The sequence below is a fragment of the Streptomyces carpinensis genome (genome assembly GCF_002154505.1).
GTDB lineage: Bacteria > Actinomycetota > Actinomycetes > Streptomycetales > Streptomycetaceae > Streptomyces > Streptomyces carpinensis.
Map to the genome: position 1 here is coordinate 1 of NZ_MUBM01000379.1, position 17,804 is coordinate 17,804.

The window sequence follows — 17,804 nt, forward strand, 5'->3', positions numbered from 1 at the left end:
CGTACCGCGGTACGCGGTGCTGGTGGCCCTCGCCGGTGGCGTCCTGGCCACGGTCCTCACCGGCGGGTGGCGCCTCGACAGGCTGCGGATCTCGCTCGCCTCGCCGGTCTTCGTCGCGCCGGACTTCGACTGGAAGGTCCTCGTCAGCGTCGGTGTGCCGCTGTTCGTGGTCACGATGGCCTCGCAGAACCTGCCCGGAGTCGCCGTGCTCCGCAGCTCGGGCTACGACGTGCCGGTGTCGCCGCTGATGACGTGGACCGGAGCGATCAACGTCCTGCTCGCCCCGTTCGGCGCGTTCGGGCTGAACCTCGCCGCCATCACCGCCGCGATCTGCACCGGCGAGGAGGCGCATCCGGACCGGAACAAGCGCTACGTCGCCGCCGTGTGGGCCGGGATCTTCTATCTCTGCGTCGGTGTGTTCGGTGCCACGGTCGCCTCGCTGCTCACCGCCATGCCGCAAGCCCTGGTGCTCGCCACAGCGGGCGTCGGGCTGCTGGCCACGATCGAGAACTCCCTGGCCACGGCCCTTTCCGACAAGACCTCGCGGGAGGCCGCGGTCGTCACCTTCCTCGCCACCGCGTCCGGCGTCACGCTGCTGGGCATCGGGTCCGCCTTCTGGGGGCTGCTCGCGGGCGCGCTCACCAGCGTCATCGCGAACGCCGGGCGACGCGGCAGGTTGACCCCCGCGGGCTCGGCGCCCGCGCCGGCACAGGACCGCCCGGCGAACACCCCGTCGTCCTCGGTCCCGGCCGGTGAACTGCCCTCGCCCTGACGGGAGCAGCCGACCACCAGTCGCGGACGGGGCGGGACAGGACACGGCGACGAGCGCTCCGGAGACCGGACACCGACTCGGCGGGCGGTGATCGAAGAGCGCTCGGCGCGGACCCGACTGCAAAGCGCCGGCGAGACGTTGAAATTGGTGCGCTTGGGGATTCCGAAGTGCTGGTCAGCAGGCCACGACGCAGGGGAGGATGGTCGCCATGACGGATGAAGGCTCCTCTATCGACCCCACCAGGCCCAGCATCGCCCGCGTCTACGACTTCTTGCTCGGCGGCAAGGACAACTACGCCGTGGACCGGGAGATCGGCGAGGTGTTCAAACGTGACCTCCCTGGTTCGGTAGCCATCGCCTTCGCCAACCGCGCAGCCCTGACCCGGGCGGTTGGGGAGATCGCGACGACCACCGACGTACGGCAGTTCATCGACCTTGGCAGTGGTCTTCCGACCGCCGACAACGTCCACCAGGTCGCACAACGGCACGCTCCGGAGTCCCGGGTCGTGTACGTCGACATCGACCCCCAGGTGCTGATCCACGGCCGTGCACTGCTGGAGGAGAACGATCGGACCCGTGTCGTCGCGGCCGATGTACGCAACCCCGAGGCCATCCGCAACCATCCGGACACTCGTGAACTGATCGACTTCGACCGCCCCGTCGCCGTCATGTTCAGCGCCATCCTCCACCACGTCAACGACGAGGAGGACCCTGCCGCGATCGTCCGCTACTGGCGCGACCAGGTGCCGTCCGGGAGCTACTTCTTCGTCAGCCACTTCCGCTCCGGCAACAACCCGGAGACGGCGGAGGCCGAGAAAGTCCTCCAGCAGACTTTCGGCCGCGGCCGGTGGCGCACCGACAAGGAGATCGAATCCCTGCTGGACGGTCTGGAGATCCTCGACCCCGGGATCGTCCCCGCGTCCCTGTGGCGTCCCGAGGTGGTCGACAACCCGTGGAACGGCAACGGCGAACGGGAGCTCACCGTCTGGGAGCACCTCATCGCCGCCGGGCTGGCCCGGAAGGTCTAGGAAGAGGGGCCGCCCTCGGCTGCTGCGGCATCCGGGCGGCTGTTCAGCAGAGCCGGGCGGCTTCGCAGGAGAGCGGGGCGTTCGTCCAGCAGAGCCCGGCGGCTGTTCAGTACAACGGGAAGGCCCAGCCGCCGGGATACCAGGGCTCACGCTCGCCGCGGAAGGCTGCCGAAGCGAGGGAGAGCGCACCGGGCCGCAGCTCCTCGACGAGACCCACCGCGGCGAGGCCGGCCAGGGTGGTGCCGCCAGCGCGTAGCCCGGGGCCCTGCCGTCGCCGTCCCGGTGCACGGCGAACCACAGCAAGGTGGCCCCGCCACGCCGATGGGGGGGGCGGCGAGGCGGACGGTCCGGTGCTCCGGCCGGCGGTCCGGCCAGCCCATCGCTGCGGTGCGGACCCGGTCGTACACCTTGTCGAGGAGAGGCCGGGCCTCGTCGGCCGTCCGCAGGCGGACGGTTCCCTCCCCGAAGTCCGTGTCCGGGCGGAAACAAGGACTCCCCCGGGCACGGTCATCATCCGGCTGTAGACGGAGGCGCCGGCGACCGGCACGTCCTCTTCGAAGTCGGCCGCGGTCCGGCCGAGGTCGGTCGCGGCTCGCTGGTCGGCCAGTTCCTCCTTCGACCGGTCCAGGCGTAGCCAGGATCTCTCGTTTGGATCACGCCGGGCTCGCGGGGCCTGGCACGCCATCCCCACTGCCTCAAGGGCGTGGGCGGCGCCCCCAGCGGCGTTGTCGTCGGTCGAGACGGATCGCCCGAGCCTGGGCGATGTGGCTGAAGTTGCGCGGAACGGGTGATCGGGGTGCGCCGGGCGGGAAACCGTGTCCGGAAGGCCCGACGCGCACTGTCGACAGGACGGAGACCAGCCGATGGCCACCACGGCGGACACGGTCCGGGCGCCCACCGCGGCGCTGCCGAACAGTCTGCGGTTGCCCGGGATCCTCCTCGGAGTGGGCCTCGGCGGGTTCGTCGACGGCATCCTGCTGCACCAACTGCTGCAGTGGCACCACATGCTGACCAGCACCGACCACGACCGCATCGGGGTGAAGTACTACGACCCCCGCACTGTCTCCGGACTGGAGATGAACACCGTGTGGGACGGCGTCTTCCACGCCGTGTGCTGGGTCTTCGTACTGCTGGGTCTGGCTGTCCTGTACTCACGGGTCACGCACAACCGGCGGGCGGTGTGGACCTCGCGGGTGCTGTGGGGCTGGATCCTGACCGGCTGGGGCCTGTTCAACCTGGTCGAAGGACTGCTGGACCACCAGATCCTGGGCATCCACCACGTTCGCGGCGGCCCCTACCAGGCGTGGTGGGACGCCGGCTTCCTCGTCCTGGGCGGCCTGTTCCTGATCGGCGGCTATCTGCTCCAGCGCAGTGGCCGGCCCTTCGACCCCGAGGCCTCGCACAGCGCCGGACGGGCCGGAGGCCTCGCCTGATGGGCGGCATGCGGCATCACGGCCACGGCGGTGGCGTCCTGCCCGAGGCGGCGCTGACCCTGCTGGTCCTGATCGCCGTGGCCGGCGGCTATCTGTTAGCCGCTCACCGGGCCCGGCGCCGCAACCCCGCACAGGGCTGGAACGCCGGACGGTCGGCGTCGTTCCTCACCGGGCTGGCCCTGCTCGCCCTCGCACTGCTGCCGCCACTGGCGCCCGCGGCCCACTCCGACTTCCGCGGACACATGGCCCAGCACATGTTGCTGGGCATGTACGCGCCGCTCGCCCTCGTGCTGGCCGCGCCGGTCACCCTGTCGCTGCGCGCGCTGCCGCCCGCCCAGGCCCGCCGGGTGACCGCGGTGCTGCACAGCCCACCGGCCCGGGTGGCGGCGCATCCCGCGGTGGCGCTCGCCCTGAGCACCGGCACCCTGGCGGGGCTGTACTTCACGCCCCTGTACGACACCGCCATGAGCCACCCCCTGGGGCACTGGCTCATGCACGCGCACTTCCTCGCATCGGGCTGCCTGTTCGCCCACGCCATCGCCGGCCCCGACCCCGCACCCAACCGGCCCGGCGTGCGGGCCCGGCTGGTCTACCTCGGCATCGCGATCGCCGCCCACGCCCTCATCGCCCAGGCCATGTACGGCGGATTCTTCATCGACATCCACGCCCCCATCGGCCAGGTCCAGCAGGGCGCCGAGATCATGTACTACGGCGGCGACATCGCCGAACTGCTCCTGGCCGCCGCCCTCGTCACGACCTGGCGCCCGGAACGCCGCACTCACCCTGTCGCACACACTCCGCCCGCCACGACCACCACCATCCCCGAGCGGGCCTGAACCCGGTCGCACACATCGAGGGCGATGGGGCGGACGCCCCCGCAAAGCCTCGGCCTGACCGGAGCAGCAAGTCCTCCGCGGTCAGAGCTTCAGTGACGCGTGCAATGCAGCGAACATGCCACCAGCGCGGTGGAGCCATGCAGGCACGGCACCGAGCACGGCCCCGTGGATGACTAACCGGCGCAGGCCGGCACGCTCGGCCGCCGGACCGGTCGGCGGTGCCCACGCTCAGTTCTGGTTCACCGGCCAGACGGCGGCCGGGTCGCAGTGGGCCGGGCAGGCCAGCAGGTAGACCTCGTTGCCGAGGAAGAGCCAGTAGGTGTCGGCGCGGAGGCTGTAGGACTGCTCCGGTTGGCCGGGACGGACGGCGAACTCCATGCCCTCCGGCACCTGGCAGAGGTACACCAGGTCGGCGCCGCAGGCGCACCGGTAGAACTCGGGGTCCTGTGCCCAGGACGGCGTACCGCCCACTTTGAACGCCTGGGCTCCGAGTCCTCGTGCGTCAGGGCTGTCCTCGAAGGGCCGCAGGGTCAGCGGCAGCGCGTGCAGGGACGGTTCGGGCTGCGCTGCGGGCAGCGTCGCGTGGCGCTGGAGCATCACACGCCAGAACGGACGGGGGTAGGGCGTCTGCGGAGCATCCCAGTACCGGGGCACGAGCCGGTCGTCGGTGAACTCCGGTTCCGACGCGTCGTTGTGCGCGCGGCAGTGAAAGACCAGCAGGTGGTCTCCGGCGAACGGCTCCAGGTCCGTCGGGATGTCGAGCTGGAAGAACAGCGCCATCCGCTCGCCGCAGAAGCACTCCGGCCACTCCTGGCCCTCGTCGAGGAAGGGCCAGCCGCCCACCGAGTTGCGCGTCGGCCGGGCCAGGGGCTCGGTTCCTACCTCGATCGCGTACGCGGGCAGCCCCGCCCGCCCGTCCTTCACATCAGCTTCGAGCATCCGCTCACCCTAAAGGCTGCCGCTGTCCCAGCCGCCCGCGGGAGGTGCCTGCGGGAGGGTACGCACGACCCCGCGCCCGGGATCGGATCGCGAGGGCCTCGTTTCGAGGGCTGGTCGACTGGTGTCGGTCACAGCCCCCAGAGCCCCTTCACCAGCGTGGTGGCGCCTCCCGCCAGGGCGAGCAGGAGTACGAGCAGACGTCCGTGTTTCTCGGGTACGCGCCCGGAGAGCTGCCTGCCGATCAGGGCACCCGCGGCCATCGCTCCCACGACCAGGCTCCAGTCGGGTGTGCTGAGCCTCGGCATCCCGTTGGACGCCACCGAGACGGCGTTGACCACCACCCCGTAGAACTGTGCGTTGGGCACGAACTCCCGTACGGACCAGCCCGCGTTGACGGCGTAGAGGGACATCGGCGGTCCCCCCACACCCGCCGCGGAGTTCATGAACCCACCAGCGGCACCTGCAGTGACCGCACCCGCGCCGCCGCTGAGGACGGCAACGCGCGTCCCGAACATCACGAGCGCGACCGCGACGGTCACGAGCGCCCCCATATAGACCATCAACACTGGCTCGGGCAGCCGCCGTGCGACCCAGGTCCCGGCCGGCACGGTGCACACGGCCGCGACGCACAATGGAACCATGGCCTTCAGCCGCACCCTCCGCCATCCGGCGACGAGTCCGACGACACTGATGGCCCCGGCGGCGCAGTTGGCGAGCACCACGCCTTCGCCCGGGCCGAGGAGCAGCACGAGGGCGGGAACGGCCACGAGTGCGAACCCCATCCCGGTGAGCCACTGCACGCTTGCACCGAGCAGCACGATCCCACCCAGCAGCAGATCATGCGCCCACCCACCCGTCACCGGCGGTCCTCTCGGCAGTACCAAGCAGCGAAGAGACGCCAGGCTAGCCAGGGGCGGGGATCATGAACAGCCGCTCGGGCGGCAGAAAGCAAGAGACAGCCGGGGGCGGGAAGCGGTCAGGCATCCAATCGCACGGATCTCGGCGCGCGCGGGAGCCGCGGTGGGCTGGTCGAGAGACGGGCGGCCTCGGCGGCCACCCACTCCAGAAGCTCATCCGCCAGTTCGGGAAGGGGCCTTCCCTCGCCGGGCAGGACGAACCGGCATTCGAGATGGTCTCCCGGGTTGTGGGGGTTCAGAAGGCCGCAGCGCAGACCCGTACGGTCGATCTGGCCGCCCAGGCACGTGCTGATCACGTCGCGCACGGGGTCCACCAGGCTCGTCCACACCAGCAGGCCCTCGGTCCACAGGACGTCGGTGGGGAAGTCCACGCAGAAGTCTTCGGGTGCCGGCGCCCCACTGGACCAGCTCGTGACGCGGGCCGCCAGGTGCTCGGCCACTGGCCGCCAGTCCTCGCCGAACCGCCAGTCCGTGAGGTACTCGTCGAACGCGTTCATCGGGCCAGTGAATCACCGTCGGACACGGCCGCCCCCGCGTACCGGCACCACGCCCCGCCTGCCTCGTCGAGGAGACCGGCCGGTCGCGGCCGGCGTACGTGTGTGCACCCGGTTGCCGCTCGTGGCCGGAAGCCGGCCGGGGAGCGCCACCCGGCCTCGGGACCCGCCGCCGGGCAGGGAGAAGGCGTCGATGCCGAGCTCCGCCGACAGCATGGTCTCTGAAAGAGAGTGGGCATGTGGGAACGAGGTCTGCTGCTCCGTTCGTCTAGAGTGCTGTAAATCGTCTACATGACTGTAGTCAGTCGTCGTGCGTGCTGGGGCAGCCCACAGGGAACGGGGTCCCGGCCGTCGGAGGACCATGCGCCACAAGATCCTGATCATCGAGGACGACCACGCCCTGCGTGACGTGCTGCGGCGTGGCCTGTCCGACGAGGACTTCGACCCCGTCTGCGCCGCCGACGGTGCCACCGCCCTGCGGCTGGCCACGGCCGACATCGCCGCGGCCGTCCTCGACGTCGGGCTGCCCGACGCCGATGGACGGGACGTGTGTCAGGCGATGCGAGCGAACGGGTTCCTCGCCCCCGTCGTCTTCCTGTCCGCCCGGCACCGGCTCAGCGACCGGCTGTCCGGGTTCTCCGCCGGAGGCGACGACTACCTGGGCAAGCCGTTCCACCTCGCCGAGCTCACCGCCCGGCTGCGAGCGGCGCTCAGGCGTGCCGCACCGGCGTCGACGGCCTCGGCCGGGGCCGGGGAGCTGGTGCTGGACGCGGCCGGACACAGCGTGACCGTGCACGGTGTTCCCGTCGCCATGTCCCCGACCGAGTTCCGGCTGCTGGCCGCCCTGGCCGCCGCGGACGGCGGACTCGTTCGCCGTCGCGAGCTGGTCCGGGCGGCCTGGCCCGAGGGCGCCCAGGTCAGTGACAACACCCTGGACCAGTACCTGACCCGGTTGCGCCGCAAGCTGCGCACCGCGGGCAGCGGCCTCACCGTCGGTACGGCTCGCGGGATCGGGCACCGGCTCTCGTGAACGGGAAACTCGTACGCCACCTGGCGCCGCGCACCCTGCGCGGCCGGCTCTCGCTCGTGGCCCTGACCACCGCGGCACTGCTCATGACCGTCCTGACCGTGGCGTTCAACGCCGTGACGGGCCGGCACCTGCAGCACCAGGCGGACGACGAACTGCGAGCCCGGACGGCCGCCGTCGCCACGACCGTCGACACCAGCGGCCCCCGGGTCCGCATCGTGGAGACCGCCAACGACCGGCTCCTCGACACGAACGTATGGATCTACGCCGGGACACGGCTGCTCGAACAGCCGCCCTCCACCACGGCCCGCAGCCCCCTGGCGCAAGCCGCCGTACGACTCGCGTCGGAGCAGGTGCATGCCTGCACGACCGTCCGTGCCGACGGCCGCCGGGACGTCCGGCTGTGCTCCCAGAACGTCTTTGGCCGCCATGTCTCCGCCACCGTGGTCGCCGCCCTGGACCTCACCCCCTACCGGAGTTCGGCGAACACGCTGCTCGTGGGGTCTTTGGTGCTGGACGCCGTCATGCTCGGCTGCACCTACGCACTCACGCGCCTGGCCGTCGGCAGAGCACTGCGTCCCGTGCGCGCGATGACCGACCAGGCCACCCAGTGGAGCGCCGTCGCCTCCGACGAACGCCTGGGCAGCGCGGAGCACCCAGCCGAGTTGGCCCGCCTGGGCGCCTCGCTCGACGCGCTGCTGGACCGGATACGAGCCCTGCTGCGCCACGAGCGCCAGTTGACCGGGGAACTGTCCCACGAACTGCGCACCCCGCTCAGCCGTATCGTCATCGAGCTCGACTGGTGGCGGTCCCGGCCGCGTTCGGCCGCCGAGACGGAGGCGACCTACGAGGTGATCGCCGAGGCGGCGCAGTCCATGCGCACGATCTGCGACACGCTCCTGTACGAGGCACGCGAGAACGCCACGTTCCCGTCGACGTCCCCCGGCACCGCCGAGGTCGTGCCCGTCCTGCGGCGCCTGATCGAGCAGGTCGACATTCCGCAGCAGGTGAAAACCGTCGTCGAGGCAGCCGAACCGGAACTGAAGGCGGGGGTGGCGCCTGCCCTGCTCGAACGGATCGTCAGTCCGCTGCTGGCCAACGCCGCCCGGTACGCGCACGCGCGCGTGACCGTCACCGCGCGGCCGGTACTGGGTGACGTGTGCATCGACGTCGTCGACGACGGCCCCGGCGTGCCGGCCGACTTCACACCCGAACTCTTCCGTCCCGGACGGCGCGCCGACTGCACCGACGGACACGACGGCGCCGGCCTCGGGCTTCCGCTCGCCAGGCGGCTGGCCCGCGCCGTCGGCGGCGAGGTGTCCCACGACCCCGGGCACACGCCCGGGGCGCGGTTCACCGTCAGTCTGCCGGCCGGCTGACCGGTTCCGGCCCCCCGGCGAGCGAGGCGGTGTTCCTGCGCTCGCACACCTGGGCGTAGGCCATCAGCCCGAACAGGACCGCGAGCAACACCGCCGACGAACCCACCGTCCCCAGGTTCAGCCCGCCCTTGGCGACCGGTTTGGTGAGGAAGTCGCCCGCCGTGGCCCCGAGCGGGCGGGTCAGGACGAACGCGATCCAGAACAGCGCCACGTTCGGCACCGCCGGCACCTTCATCAGCGCGGCGAGGACGGCCAGCAGACCCGTCACGAGCAGTGCGCTGCCGGCGTAGCCGAGGCCGGAGCTGTCGGAGAGGAAGTCGCCCAGGGAGGTCCCGAGCGTGTTCGAGACGAGGATGGCCGACCAGAACAGTGCTTCGCCCCGGAAAGTGACGATGTCGCGGATCTGGAACGTCATCCCGGAGAGCTTCCAGAGCGCGAAGACGACCAGCAGGATCGAGACGAGGATCGCCGCGCCGGCCGGGTATCCGAGCCCGAGCCCCTGCGGTCCCCAGCCCAGCGCCGTGGCACCGTCCGAGAGGTACTTGGCGCTGGCGTCACGGTTCATGAAGTCGGACATCGTGGTGCCGGCCATGCTGGTCGACAGGATCACGGTCCAGTAGAAGAACGGGTTGTAGCGGCTCGACCCGAGCTGGACGACCAGCGTCACCACGAAGATCAGAAAAAGGGCGACCGTGGTGAGGAAGTAACCCATCTTCAGGGTCTGCGCGAAGAGGTCGCCGGCGGTCTCGCCCAGAGTGGTCGCCGCGATCTTCATGATCCAGAACGTGAGGGTGACCTCGGGCAGTTTCTTCATCACCGACGTGGCCGTACCGGCCGACGGACGGTGCGTGCTCGGGACGTCGAGGTCGGTGAGGACTTCGGGTTGTTCCACCGTCGAATGCTCCTGTCCGTCGCCGGCGAGGCGCCCGCCCCCTCAGGGGGACGAGCGCCTCGTTTCGATGAGTCAGCCGCAAGTAAGGGCCGAGACTCCCACGATGACAGAAATACCCTGAAAACAACCTGAATGCTCTGCAATGCGGCTTTTCAGGCGACCGTCCGCCGGACGTCCGGCCCGCCTACAGCTCCGGCTCCGGCTCCGGGTCGAGCACGTCGCTGCGCGTCGCCACCAGATACACCACCAGGCCGAGGATGACCATCAGGAACAGCGCACTGGTCACGACAGTGCCCAGTCCGAGACCGCCGTCTCCGCTCGGCTGGGAGAGGTAGTCGCCGATCGATGCGCCCAGCGGACGGGTCAGGACGTAGGCGATCCAGAAGCTCCACACGGCGTTCAGGCCGAGCGCGAAGTGGGCCACGGCGACCGCGGCGATCGTGAGGGCGAACAGCGCGGCGGAGAGCCAGTAGCCGAGAGCCAGCCGCTCGGAGACGAGGTCACCGGCGGCGGTGCCCAGGGCGAAGGTGAAGAGCACGGCCAGCCAGTAGAAGGACTCACGGCCCGCGGTGTCGATGTGGTGGATGGACAGGGTGCGCTCGCGCCGGTACCAGAGGACGAACACGACCGCGAGCACGACGGCGAACACCGTGGTACTCGTCTCCAGCGGCACGCCCATGTTGTCGGTCAGGTTGTCGCTGATCAACGTGCCGACGACGGTGATCAGCGCCACGGCGAGCCAGTAGACGCCCGCGCTGTAGGCACGGGTGCGGAACTGCACCACCAGCACCACCGCCAGCAGGGCGCTCATCAGCAACGACACACCCGTCAGACCGAGACCGGCCTTCTCGTTCAGCAGGTCAGCCGCCGTCTCTCCGACCGTCGTGCACAACACCTTGATGATCCAGAAGTAGACGGTGACTTCCGGCACCTTGTTCCAGCGCAGCCGGCGGCCGTGGCGAGGAACGGTGCTCCCGGCCGCCGGTATCACGGACATCTCGGAGGCTTCGTAGGTCATGGGCCGGACCGTGCCACCGAATACCTGAACGCATCCTGAGCGCCCACATCAGGCGTCGACCGGGGCCGACGCCCGTGCGGAACTCATCGGCCTGTCAGGGAGTGCTGGGCTTGCCCTTCGTGAACAGCCAGGTGTGGAACAGCCCGTCGAGGTCTCTTCCCGAGATCCGCTTCGCCAGGGCGGTGAACTGCGCGGTGGTGCCGTGCCCGTCGCGGTGACCGGACGCCCAGGCGCGCAGGATGCGGAAGAACGCCGGGTCGCCGACGGCCCGGCGCAGCTCGTGCAGGGTCATGGCGCCCCGGGCGTAGACGGGCGTGGCGAAGATGTTCCGGCCGCTGCCGGGGTCGCCGGCCGGGAACGCCCACAGCTCGTCCCCCGCCGGTCGGGCGTAGAGCGCGTCGAACTCCTTCTGGGCGCTCTGGCCGCCGTGCTGCTCGGCGTAGAGCCACTCGGCGTAGGTCGCGAAGCCCTCGTTGAGCCAGATGTCCTTCCAGCGGGTGAGGGAGACGGAGTCGCCGAACCACTGGTGGGCGCTCTCGTGGACGAGGGTGCCGAGGTCCGGCGCCGAGTCGTACAGGGGCCTGCTCTGGGTCTCCAGTGCGTAACCCACGTCTCGGGCGTGGTCGACGACGGCCCCCGCGGCCCTGAAGGGGTACGGCCCGAACAGCCTGCTCTCCCACTCCAGCACCGAGGGCAGCTTCTTCAGCACGGGCGCGGCCGCGTTCGTCTCGCGCGGGTCGACGGCGTTGTAGACCTTGAGGCCGTCACGCGTGGTGTACTGCTCGACCTTGAACTTCCCCACCGTGGCGGTGGCGAGGTAGGCGGCCATCGGCTCGCGCTGGCGCCAGCGGAAGGTGGTGCGGCCGTGCGCGGTGCGGCTGCCGAGGTACAGGCCGTTGGCCACCGCTGTGTGTCCTCGGGGAACGGTGATGGTGAAGTCGTACGACGACTTGTCCCGGGGATGGTTGTTCGCCGGGAACCAGGTCATGGCGCCCTGGGGCTCCCCGGCGACGAAGGCACCGTCGTCGGTGGGGATCCAGCCGTCGAGGGAGCCGTCGGGGTCGGTGACCGGCCCGGGGGTGCCGCCGTAGGTGACGGTGACACGGAACGGCCGGCCCGCGCGCAGGGCGGTTCTCGGGGTGACGACGAGTTCCTGGCCGTCGCGGCGGAAGGCGGCCTTCGCGTGGTCGACGGTGACCCCGGTGACCTTCAGGCCCTTGAGGTCGAGGTCGAACCCGGTCAGCCGCTGGGTGGCGCGGGCGGCGAGGACCGCCGTGCCGTCCAGGTGCCGGCTGCCCGGGTCGTAACGCAGCGTCAGGTCGTAGTGGGAGACGTGGTAGCCGCCGTTGCCGGCGAGCGGGAAGTAGGGGTCGCCCGCGCCGGCGGCGCCGGTCGTCCCGGCCCCGGCTGGGTCGGCGGCCGCGAGCAGCGCGGTGACGGCTATGGGGACGGTGCCGGCCACTATGCCGCGTCTGAGGACGGCGCCTCGTCGGGCGGGCTGCTTTCGGGGTGGCGTCACTTGCTCTCCTTCGGGCTCTCGGGTGCTCCGGGGGGCGGCGGTGATCAAAGCCCTCACACTAGGCCCCGACCGCCGGCCCCGTCGCCCTCGTTCGGGTCAAGTCACGCCTTTCGCAAGGCGGTTGAGCCGCTCCGCACCGCATTCCGGCCCACCGCACAGGCCGTCCGCCCGGCCGTCGTCCGCGGGCCCGCCGCACAGGCCGCCCCGCCGCTCCCGTCGGGCCCCTGGCTCCACCCCTGGCTTCGCCCCCTCGCTCAGGCCGTCTGCTCGGCCGCCGCTCGTCCCGCCGCGCGTCCCGAGAACAGGCACCCGCCGAGGAACGTGCCCTCCAGGGCGTTGTAGCCGTGGACGCCGCCGCCGCCGAAGCCGGCGACCTCGCCGGCCGCGTAGAGACCGTCGATGGGCTGTCCGTCGGTGCCGAGGGCGCGGGAGTCGAGGTCGGTCTGGATGCCACCGAGGGTCTTGCGGGTCAGGATGTGCAGCTTGACGCCGATGAGGGGCCCGGCCTCCGGGTCGAGGATGCGGTGCGGAACGGCCACCCGTCCGAGGCGGTCGCCGATGTAGCGGCGGGCGTTGCGAATGCCCTGGACCTGGGCGTCCTTGCTGTAGGGGTTGGCCATCTGCAGGTCGCGGGCCTCCACCTGGCGCCGCACCTCGGCGGCGTCCAGGAGCGGCTGGTCGGTCAGCTTGTTCATCTTTTCGACGAGTTGTTCGAGGGTGTCGGCGACCACGAAGTCCGCGCCGTGCCGCAGGAAGTCCCGCACCGGTCCGGGCGCGCCCTTGCCGAGGAGCCGGTCGCGCAACACGGCCTTGCGGTCCTTGGCGGTGATGTCGGGGTTCTGTTCGGAGCCCGACAGGGCGAACTCCTTCTCGACGATCTTCCGGGTCAGTACGAACCAGGAGTGGTCGTGGCCGGCGATGTCCTCGCCGGTGCGCAGGTGGCGGAGGGTGCTCAGGGTGTCGTAGCCGGGCAGGCACGGGACGGGCAGCCGGCGGCCGAGGGCGTCGAGCCAGATGGAGGACGGTCCGGGCAGGATCCGGATGCCGTGGCCGGGCCAGATCGGGTTCCAGTTCCGCACGCCCTCGGTGTAGTGCCACATGCGGTCGCGGTTGACCAGACGTGCGCCGGCCGCCGCGCTGATGTCGAGCATCCGGCCGTCGACGTACGCCGGGACGCCGGTGACCATGTCGGTGGGGGGCGTGCCGAGCCGCTGCGGCCAGTGGCGGCGGACGATGTCGTGGTTGGCGCCGATGCCGCCGGTCGTGACGATCACGGCCTGCGCGGTGAGCTCGAAGGCGCCGACGGAGTCCCGGTTGGAGGCGACGCCCCGGGGCGAGTCGTCCTCGGCGAGCACCGTGCCGCGCACCCCGCGCGCCGCGCCGCCCTCGACGACGAGTTCGTCCACCCGGTGCCGGTGGTGGAAGGTCAGCAGCCCGTCCCGGGCCGCCTGCCGGGCGTGGTCGGCGAAGGGTTCCACGACGCCCGTGCCGGTGCCCCAGGCGATGTGGAAGCGCGGTACGGAGTTGCCGTGGCCCTCGGCCCTGAGGTCGCCGCGCTCGGCCCAGCCCACCGTGGGCAGCAGGGTGATGCCGTGCCCCTGGAGCCAGGACCGCTTCTCTCCCGCCGCGAACTCGACGTAGGCGCGCGCCCAGCGAACCGCCCAGGAGTCCTCGTCGTCCAGCCGGTCGAACTGTGCGCTGCCCTGCCAGTCGTTCCAGGCCAGCTCGAAGGAGTCCGTCACGCCGAGGCGCCGCTGCTCCGGTGAGTCGACGAGGAACAGCCCGCCGAAGGACCAGTACGCCTGCCCGCCGAGGTTGGCGGCGTTCTCCTGGTCGACGAGGGCGACCCTGCGGCCCCGGCTGGTCAGCTCGTGCGCGGCGACCAGGCCCGCGAGGCCGGCTCCGACGACGATGACGTCCGCGTCCATGGCGTCCGATCCCTTTCCTCAGTTCCGTGGGTACGGGGGTTCCGTGCATACGGGCGGCAGGCGACCGCCCCGGCCGGACGGGGGGCGCCGCCATGTCCGAGCCTCGTTCGCGACGAGTCCGACCTCCGAATTGATACGCGACTGTATCCGATACATCTATGTATCGAACAGGGGTCGCCACCCTGGAATGACCGACGAAACGAGCCCACCGGGGAGCGACCGACAGGAACAGGACCGGAAAAGTAAATAGGAACAGATTTTCGATTGAGTTGTACGCTGGAGTCATGACCGCGCACCACCTCCAGGGCTCCCTCTTCGACCAGGCCGACGAGCTCGGGCTCGGCCCGCTGGACGGGCTGCGCCGCACCGAGCTCGGCCTCGGCGCCTGGATCGACGTGCTGCCCGGGTGGCTCGCCGGCGCCGACGACCTGTTCGAGCAGCTGGCCGCCGAGGTCCCCTGGCGCGCGGAGCGCCGCAAGATGTACGACAACGTCGTGGCCGTACCGCGCCTGCTCGCCTTCTACGGCGCGGACGACCCGCTCCCCCACCCGGTGCTCGCCGAGGCGCGCGACACGCTGTCCGCGCACTACCGCGACGAACTCGGTGAGCCGTTCACCACGGCCGGGCTGTGCTACTACCGCGACGGCCGGGACAGCGTCGCCTGGCACGGCGACCGGATCGGGCGGGGCGCGCGCGAGGACACCATGGTCGCGATCCTCTCCGTGGGCGCACCCCGCGACCTGCTGCTTCGTCCGGCAGGGGGTGGCGGTGGCACGGTCCGCCGCCCGCTCGGGCACGGCGACCTGATCGTCATGGGCGGCTCCTGCCAGCGCACCTGGGAGCACTGCGTACCCAAGAGCGCCCGGGCGACGGAACCGCGGATCAGCATCCAGTTCCGCCCGGCGGGGGTGCGCTGAGGCCGCCGGCCTCGCGCGCAGCCTGTCGGGCGTGGCCGGTGCGGGTGAGGTAGTGCAGACGTGCTATCAGACCTCGCCGGGCCGGTGACGGGGGTGGCGATGTAGCCGACGAGGGAGCCCAGCCCGGCGGCGCGACGGCTTCGTGGCTTTGATACCGCGGGTGCCATACTTGCCGAACTCGATGTCGTACTCAGGCATCTGCGCGGTCCTCAGATCTTGTGGAACTTTGTACGGGGCTGTGAGAGCCGGTCCTCGGCCCCGGCGAGGGATATTTACCGCCAGAACGGGTGATCGACGCTGTGAGGGTCGGCGAAGTGCGGCTCAGGCCCTCACTCCGGCGCGATCGGGGTGGCATCGCGGGCACTTCTCACCCGCTCCCAATTCCCCGAGCGTCATCGGTGGCCATCGCCGGGCTGGAGCTCCGCGTCGGCGACCGCCGCAGCGACCGAGCTGCGCCGCCTCGCCCCGGCCACCGTCGTTCCGCTGCGGTGACTCCGGCCGCTGCTGCTCGGTTGCTGAACATGTTCGGCGGTGCAGTCCGGGCCATGCGGATATGAGGAGGGACCCGGCTGATGCCGGGTCCCTCCTCTTCTCGTAGCGGCAGGATTTGAACCTGCGACCTCTGGGTTATGAGCCCAGCGAGTTACCGAGCTGCTCCACCCCGCGTCGGTAAGCCCACTCTGCACAGTAGTCCTCGCGGGGCGGTGCGCATTTTCAGGTGTCAGCCGCGGCGGACGATGTTCTCGGCCTGGGGGCCCTTCTGGCCCTGGGTCACGTCGAACGTGACCTGCTCGCCTTCGAGGAGCTCGCGGAATCCGTTGCCGGAGATGTTGGAGTAGTGCGCGAAGACGTCCGGTCCGCCGCCGTCCTGGGAGATGAAGCCGAAGCCCTTCTCGGCGTTGAACCACTTCACGGTGCCGCTGGCCATGCTGCTTGTCCTTCGATATCGCCGGGAGGTCCCGGCTGGTCTGTGGGCGGGGCCGTCCGTCGCCGGAGAGCACCCGGCGTCCGTTCTACCCCGTGGGCGGCACAACTATCCGGCTTCCGCGCGGTCACAGCGTGCCGTTGTGCGCTCAGCGGGGCTGAACTGTCATCCGGCGGCGGGCCGCTGCCCGCCGGGAATGAGGCCTACCTGCCCTTGGCGGCTTCCTTGAGCTTGCTGCCCGCCGAGACCTTCACGCTGTAGCCGGCGGCAATCTGGATCGGGTCGCCCGTCTGCGGATTGCGAGCGGTGCGAGCGGCGCGGCGGGTGCGCTCGACTGTCAGGAAGCCGGGGATGGTGACCTTCTCATCGCCCTTGGCGACGACCTCGCCCACGGTCTCCGCAAGGGCGGTCAGAACGGCGTCGGCGTCCTTGCGGGTCACCTCGGCACGGTCAGCGAGGGCAGCCACCAGGTCAGTGCGATTCATGGGGATGTTCTCCGTACTTCTGGAATCATGCGATCCGCGTTGCGGACGGGACAGTCCCGTCAATCCTGTCATCCAGAGCTTGGTCATGGTCCTCGATCGGTTCGCGAAGTAGCTGCGTGACCATGTCTTCGGGGAGGACAGTGTGCAATGGACCCGTCAGGCAGTCGCACGGAGTTCACGGCGATGTTTTCGCGTACCTGGCCTCCGCAGGTCAGCGTGGTTACGGTCGGCAGTACCTGCCCGGGCTGATGCTGGACGGCGAGCGCAAGTCAGTGGAACCGATGGCGGAGCACCTGGGCATCCCCAGGCAGCACCTGGCGCATTTCATCGCCCAGTCCACCTGCGACTACCGCGAGGTGATGCGGCGCGTGGCGGCCCACACCGACCGGCTGCTGCGGCCGTCGGCCTGGTTGATCGACGATCACCTGGTCACCCGGTACGCGTGGCGGTGGTCGATCGAGGTCACCTTCGCCAAGGCACGCGACCTGCTCGGGGCCGGCCAGGCCCGAAGCCGCACCCGCCACGCGGTGGAACGCACCGTCCCTTTCGCCGTGTACTGCTACACGATCACCGTGGTACGCGCTGCACGGCCACCACCCGGCCGACGCCGCAGGGCAGCGCGAGCGGGCCCAGTGGTACGCCTGGGCCGAGCCGTCCGTGTCCGACATGGCCGCCAAGCTCCGACGGGGGGCATCGCCGCCCGATTTCTGGCCGGGCTGGGAATTCCGCCTGGCGGCCGGGCCTGTGGCTCAGGACTGCAAGAATTGCGGGGTCAGCCGTTCGGCGTACAGTGACGGGCGCGTCATGTGCCCTGGTGCTTATGCCTCCGACGAGTGGGAAGCCCTCAGCCATGACCGCCCGACGCAGCCCCGGGGAGCGCACTGCTTCCGTTCACCAGCTCAAGGTCGATCTGGTGGGGATGAAACCTCCGGTGTGGCGGCGGCTGGTGGTGCCTTCGGACATCACCCTTGGGTCGCTGCACGACGTGGTCCAGGTGGCGTTCGGCTGGGAGGGCATGCACCTGCACGTCTTCGAGGGCCGCTCCGGCGGGCGATACGCCCCTCCGGAGGACCTCGACATCCCGGTCTTCGACGAGGAGGAGGCCGCCCTCGCGGACGTCCTGCCGGGCACCGGCGACCGCATGGACTACACGTACGACTTCGGCGACGGCTGGCTGCACCGGATCAGGGTGGAGGCGGTGTGCCCCGCCCGGGAGGGCGAGGGGGAGCACGCGGTGTGCACGGGCGGGCGTCGGGCCATGCCGCCCGCCGAGGACCTCGGCGGTGTGTGGGGACT

General features: G+C 70.7%; 18 protein-coding genes, 1 tRNA gene and 1 pseudogene. 9 read left to right on the top strand and 11 right to left on the bottom strand.

The window, feature by feature from the left end:
• The 4 genes from BZY54_RS39250 to BZY54_RS39265 all read left to right on the top strand — a co-directional run.
• A partial coding sequence (locus BZY54_RS39250; protein WP_143668230.1) for a benzoate/H(+) symporter BenE family transporter occupies positions 1-772 on the top strand: 772 nt, incomplete at its 5' end.
• Positions 773-980: 208 nt separating this feature from the next.
• Positions 981-1,799, top strand: coding sequence for an SAM-dependent methyltransferase (locus BZY54_RS39255; RefSeq protein ID WP_086730134.1), 819 nt, complete (start codon positions 981-983; stop codon positions 1,797-1,799).
• Between the two features lie 863 nt (positions 1,800-2,662).
• Positions 2,663-3,232, top strand: coding sequence for a DUF2243 domain-containing protein (locus BZY54_RS39260; RefSeq protein WP_086730135.1), 570 nt, complete (start codon positions 2,663-2,665; stop codon positions 3,230-3,232).
• The gene (locus BZY54_RS39265; RefSeq protein ID WP_086730136.1) at positions 3,232-4,068 is read left to right on the top strand and encodes a cytochrome c oxidase assembly protein; all 837 of its coding nucleotides are present in this window, start codon (positions 3,232-3,234) and stop codon (positions 4,066-4,068) included. The genes BZY54_RS39260 and BZY54_RS39265 overlap by 1 nt, the downstream gene beginning before the upstream one ends.
• 228 nt (positions 4,069-4,296) lie before the next feature.
• Here BZY54_RS39265 and BZY54_RS39270 read toward each other — a convergent pair whose 3' ends face one another.
• From BZY54_RS39270 to BZY54_RS39280, 3 genes are all read right to left on the bottom strand, one after another.
• Complete coding sequence (locus BZY54_RS39270) at positions 4,297-5,007, bottom strand: YwqG family protein (RefSeq protein WP_086730137.1); 711 nt, start codon at positions 5,005-5,007, stop codon at positions 4,297-4,299.
• Positions 5,008-5,135: 128 nt separating this feature from the next.
• Positions 5,136-5,867, bottom strand: a complete 732-nt coding sequence (locus BZY54_RS39275) for a TSUP family transporter (protein WP_086730138.1) — start codon at positions 5,865-5,867, stop codon at positions 5,136-5,138.
• Between the two features lie 116 nt (positions 5,868-5,983).
• Positions 5,984-6,421, bottom strand: coding sequence for a hypothetical protein (locus BZY54_RS39280; RefSeq protein WP_086730139.1), 438 nt, complete (start codon positions 6,419-6,421; stop codon positions 5,984-5,986).
• Between the two features lie 358 nt (positions 6,422-6,779).
• Here BZY54_RS39280 and BZY54_RS39285 point away from each other — a divergent pair, with 358 nt between their 5' ends.
• Positions 6,780-7,448, top strand: a complete 669-nt coding sequence (locus BZY54_RS39285; protein WP_086730140.1) for a response regulator transcription factor — start codon at positions 6,780-6,782, stop codon at positions 7,446-7,448.
• A complete protein-coding gene (locus tag BZY54_RS39290) occupies positions 7,445-8,824 on the top strand; it encodes a sensor histidine kinase (protein ID WP_244217553.1) in 1,380 nt (459 codons plus the stop codon). The genes BZY54_RS39285 and BZY54_RS39290 overlap by 4 nt, the downstream gene beginning before the upstream one ends.
• On the opposite strand, the gene BZY54_RS39295 is transcribed toward BZY54_RS39290, so the two are convergent.
• The 4 genes from BZY54_RS39295 to BZY54_RS39310 form a co-directional block, all read right to left on the bottom strand.
• Positions 8,805-9,716 carry a COG4705 family protein gene (locus BZY54_RS39295; protein ID WP_208640905.1) on the bottom strand — a complete coding sequence of 304 codons (912 nt, stop codon included), beginning with the start codon at positions 9,714-9,716 and terminating at the stop codon, positions 8,805-8,807. The genes BZY54_RS39290 and BZY54_RS39295 overlap by 20 nt on opposite strands.
• Positions 9,717-9,900: 184 nt before the next feature.
• Positions 9,901-10,734, bottom strand: a complete 834-nt coding sequence (locus BZY54_RS39300) for a COG4705 family protein (RefSeq protein WP_086730141.1) — start codon at positions 10,732-10,734, stop codon at positions 9,901-9,903.
• Between the two features lie 94 nt (positions 10,735-10,828).
• Positions 10,829-12,196 carry a M1 family metallopeptidase gene (locus BZY54_RS39305; RefSeq protein WP_086730142.1) on the bottom strand — a complete coding sequence of 456 codons (1,368 nt, stop codon included), beginning with the start codon at positions 12,194-12,196 and terminating at the stop codon, positions 10,829-10,831.
• Between the two features lie 311 nt (positions 12,197-12,507).
• Entirely contained in the window at positions 12,508-14,181 is a 1,674-nt protein-coding gene (locus tag BZY54_RS39310; RefSeq protein ID WP_086730143.1) for an FAD-binding dehydrogenase, read from the bottom strand.
• A 284-nt stretch (positions 14,182-14,465) separates the two neighbouring features.
• Between BZY54_RS39310 and BZY54_RS39315 the strand changes: the two genes are divergently transcribed.
• Complete coding sequence (locus BZY54_RS39315) at positions 14,466-15,098, top strand: alpha-ketoglutarate-dependent dioxygenase AlkB (protein ID WP_086730144.1); 633 nt, start codon at positions 14,466-14,468, stop codon at positions 15,096-15,098.
• A 4-nt stretch (positions 15,099-15,102) separates the two neighbouring features.
• On the opposite strand, the pseudogene BZY54_RS55700 reads toward BZY54_RS39315, so the two are convergent.
• From BZY54_RS55700 to BZY54_RS39330, 4 genes and pseudogenes are all read right to left on the bottom strand, one after another.
• Positions 15,103-15,296: pseudogene (locus BZY54_RS55700) on the bottom strand (transcriptional regulator); the annotation flags it as partial.
• Positions 15,297-15,690: 394 nt separating this feature from the next.
• Positions 15,691-15,764: transfer RNA gene (locus BZY54_RS39320), tRNA-Met, on the bottom strand.
• Positions 15,765-15,819: 55 nt separating this feature from the next.
• A complete protein-coding gene (locus BZY54_RS39325; RefSeq protein WP_086730145.1) occupies positions 15,820-16,026 on the bottom strand; it encodes a cold-shock protein in 207 nt (68 codons plus the stop codon).
• A 200-nt stretch (positions 16,027-16,226) separates the two neighbouring features.
• Positions 16,227-16,508, bottom strand: coding sequence for an HU family DNA-binding protein (locus BZY54_RS39330; protein ID WP_086730146.1), 282 nt, complete (start codon positions 16,506-16,508; stop codon positions 16,227-16,229).
• A 122-nt stretch (positions 16,509-16,630) separates the two neighbouring features.
• Between BZY54_RS39330 and BZY54_RS39335 the strand changes: the two genes are divergently transcribed.
• Together BZY54_RS39335 and BZY54_RS39340 are read left to right on the top strand one after the other, a co-directional pair.
• A complete protein-coding gene (locus tag BZY54_RS39335) occupies positions 16,631-17,302 on the top strand; it encodes a transposase (RefSeq protein ID WP_279634745.1) in 672 nt (223 codons plus the stop codon).
• Positions 17,303-17,358: 56 nt separating this feature from the next.
• The coding region (locus tag BZY54_RS39340) for a plasmid pRiA4b ORF-3 family protein (protein ID WP_167414147.1) at positions 17,359-17,804 on the top strand (446 nt) is incomplete at its 3' end.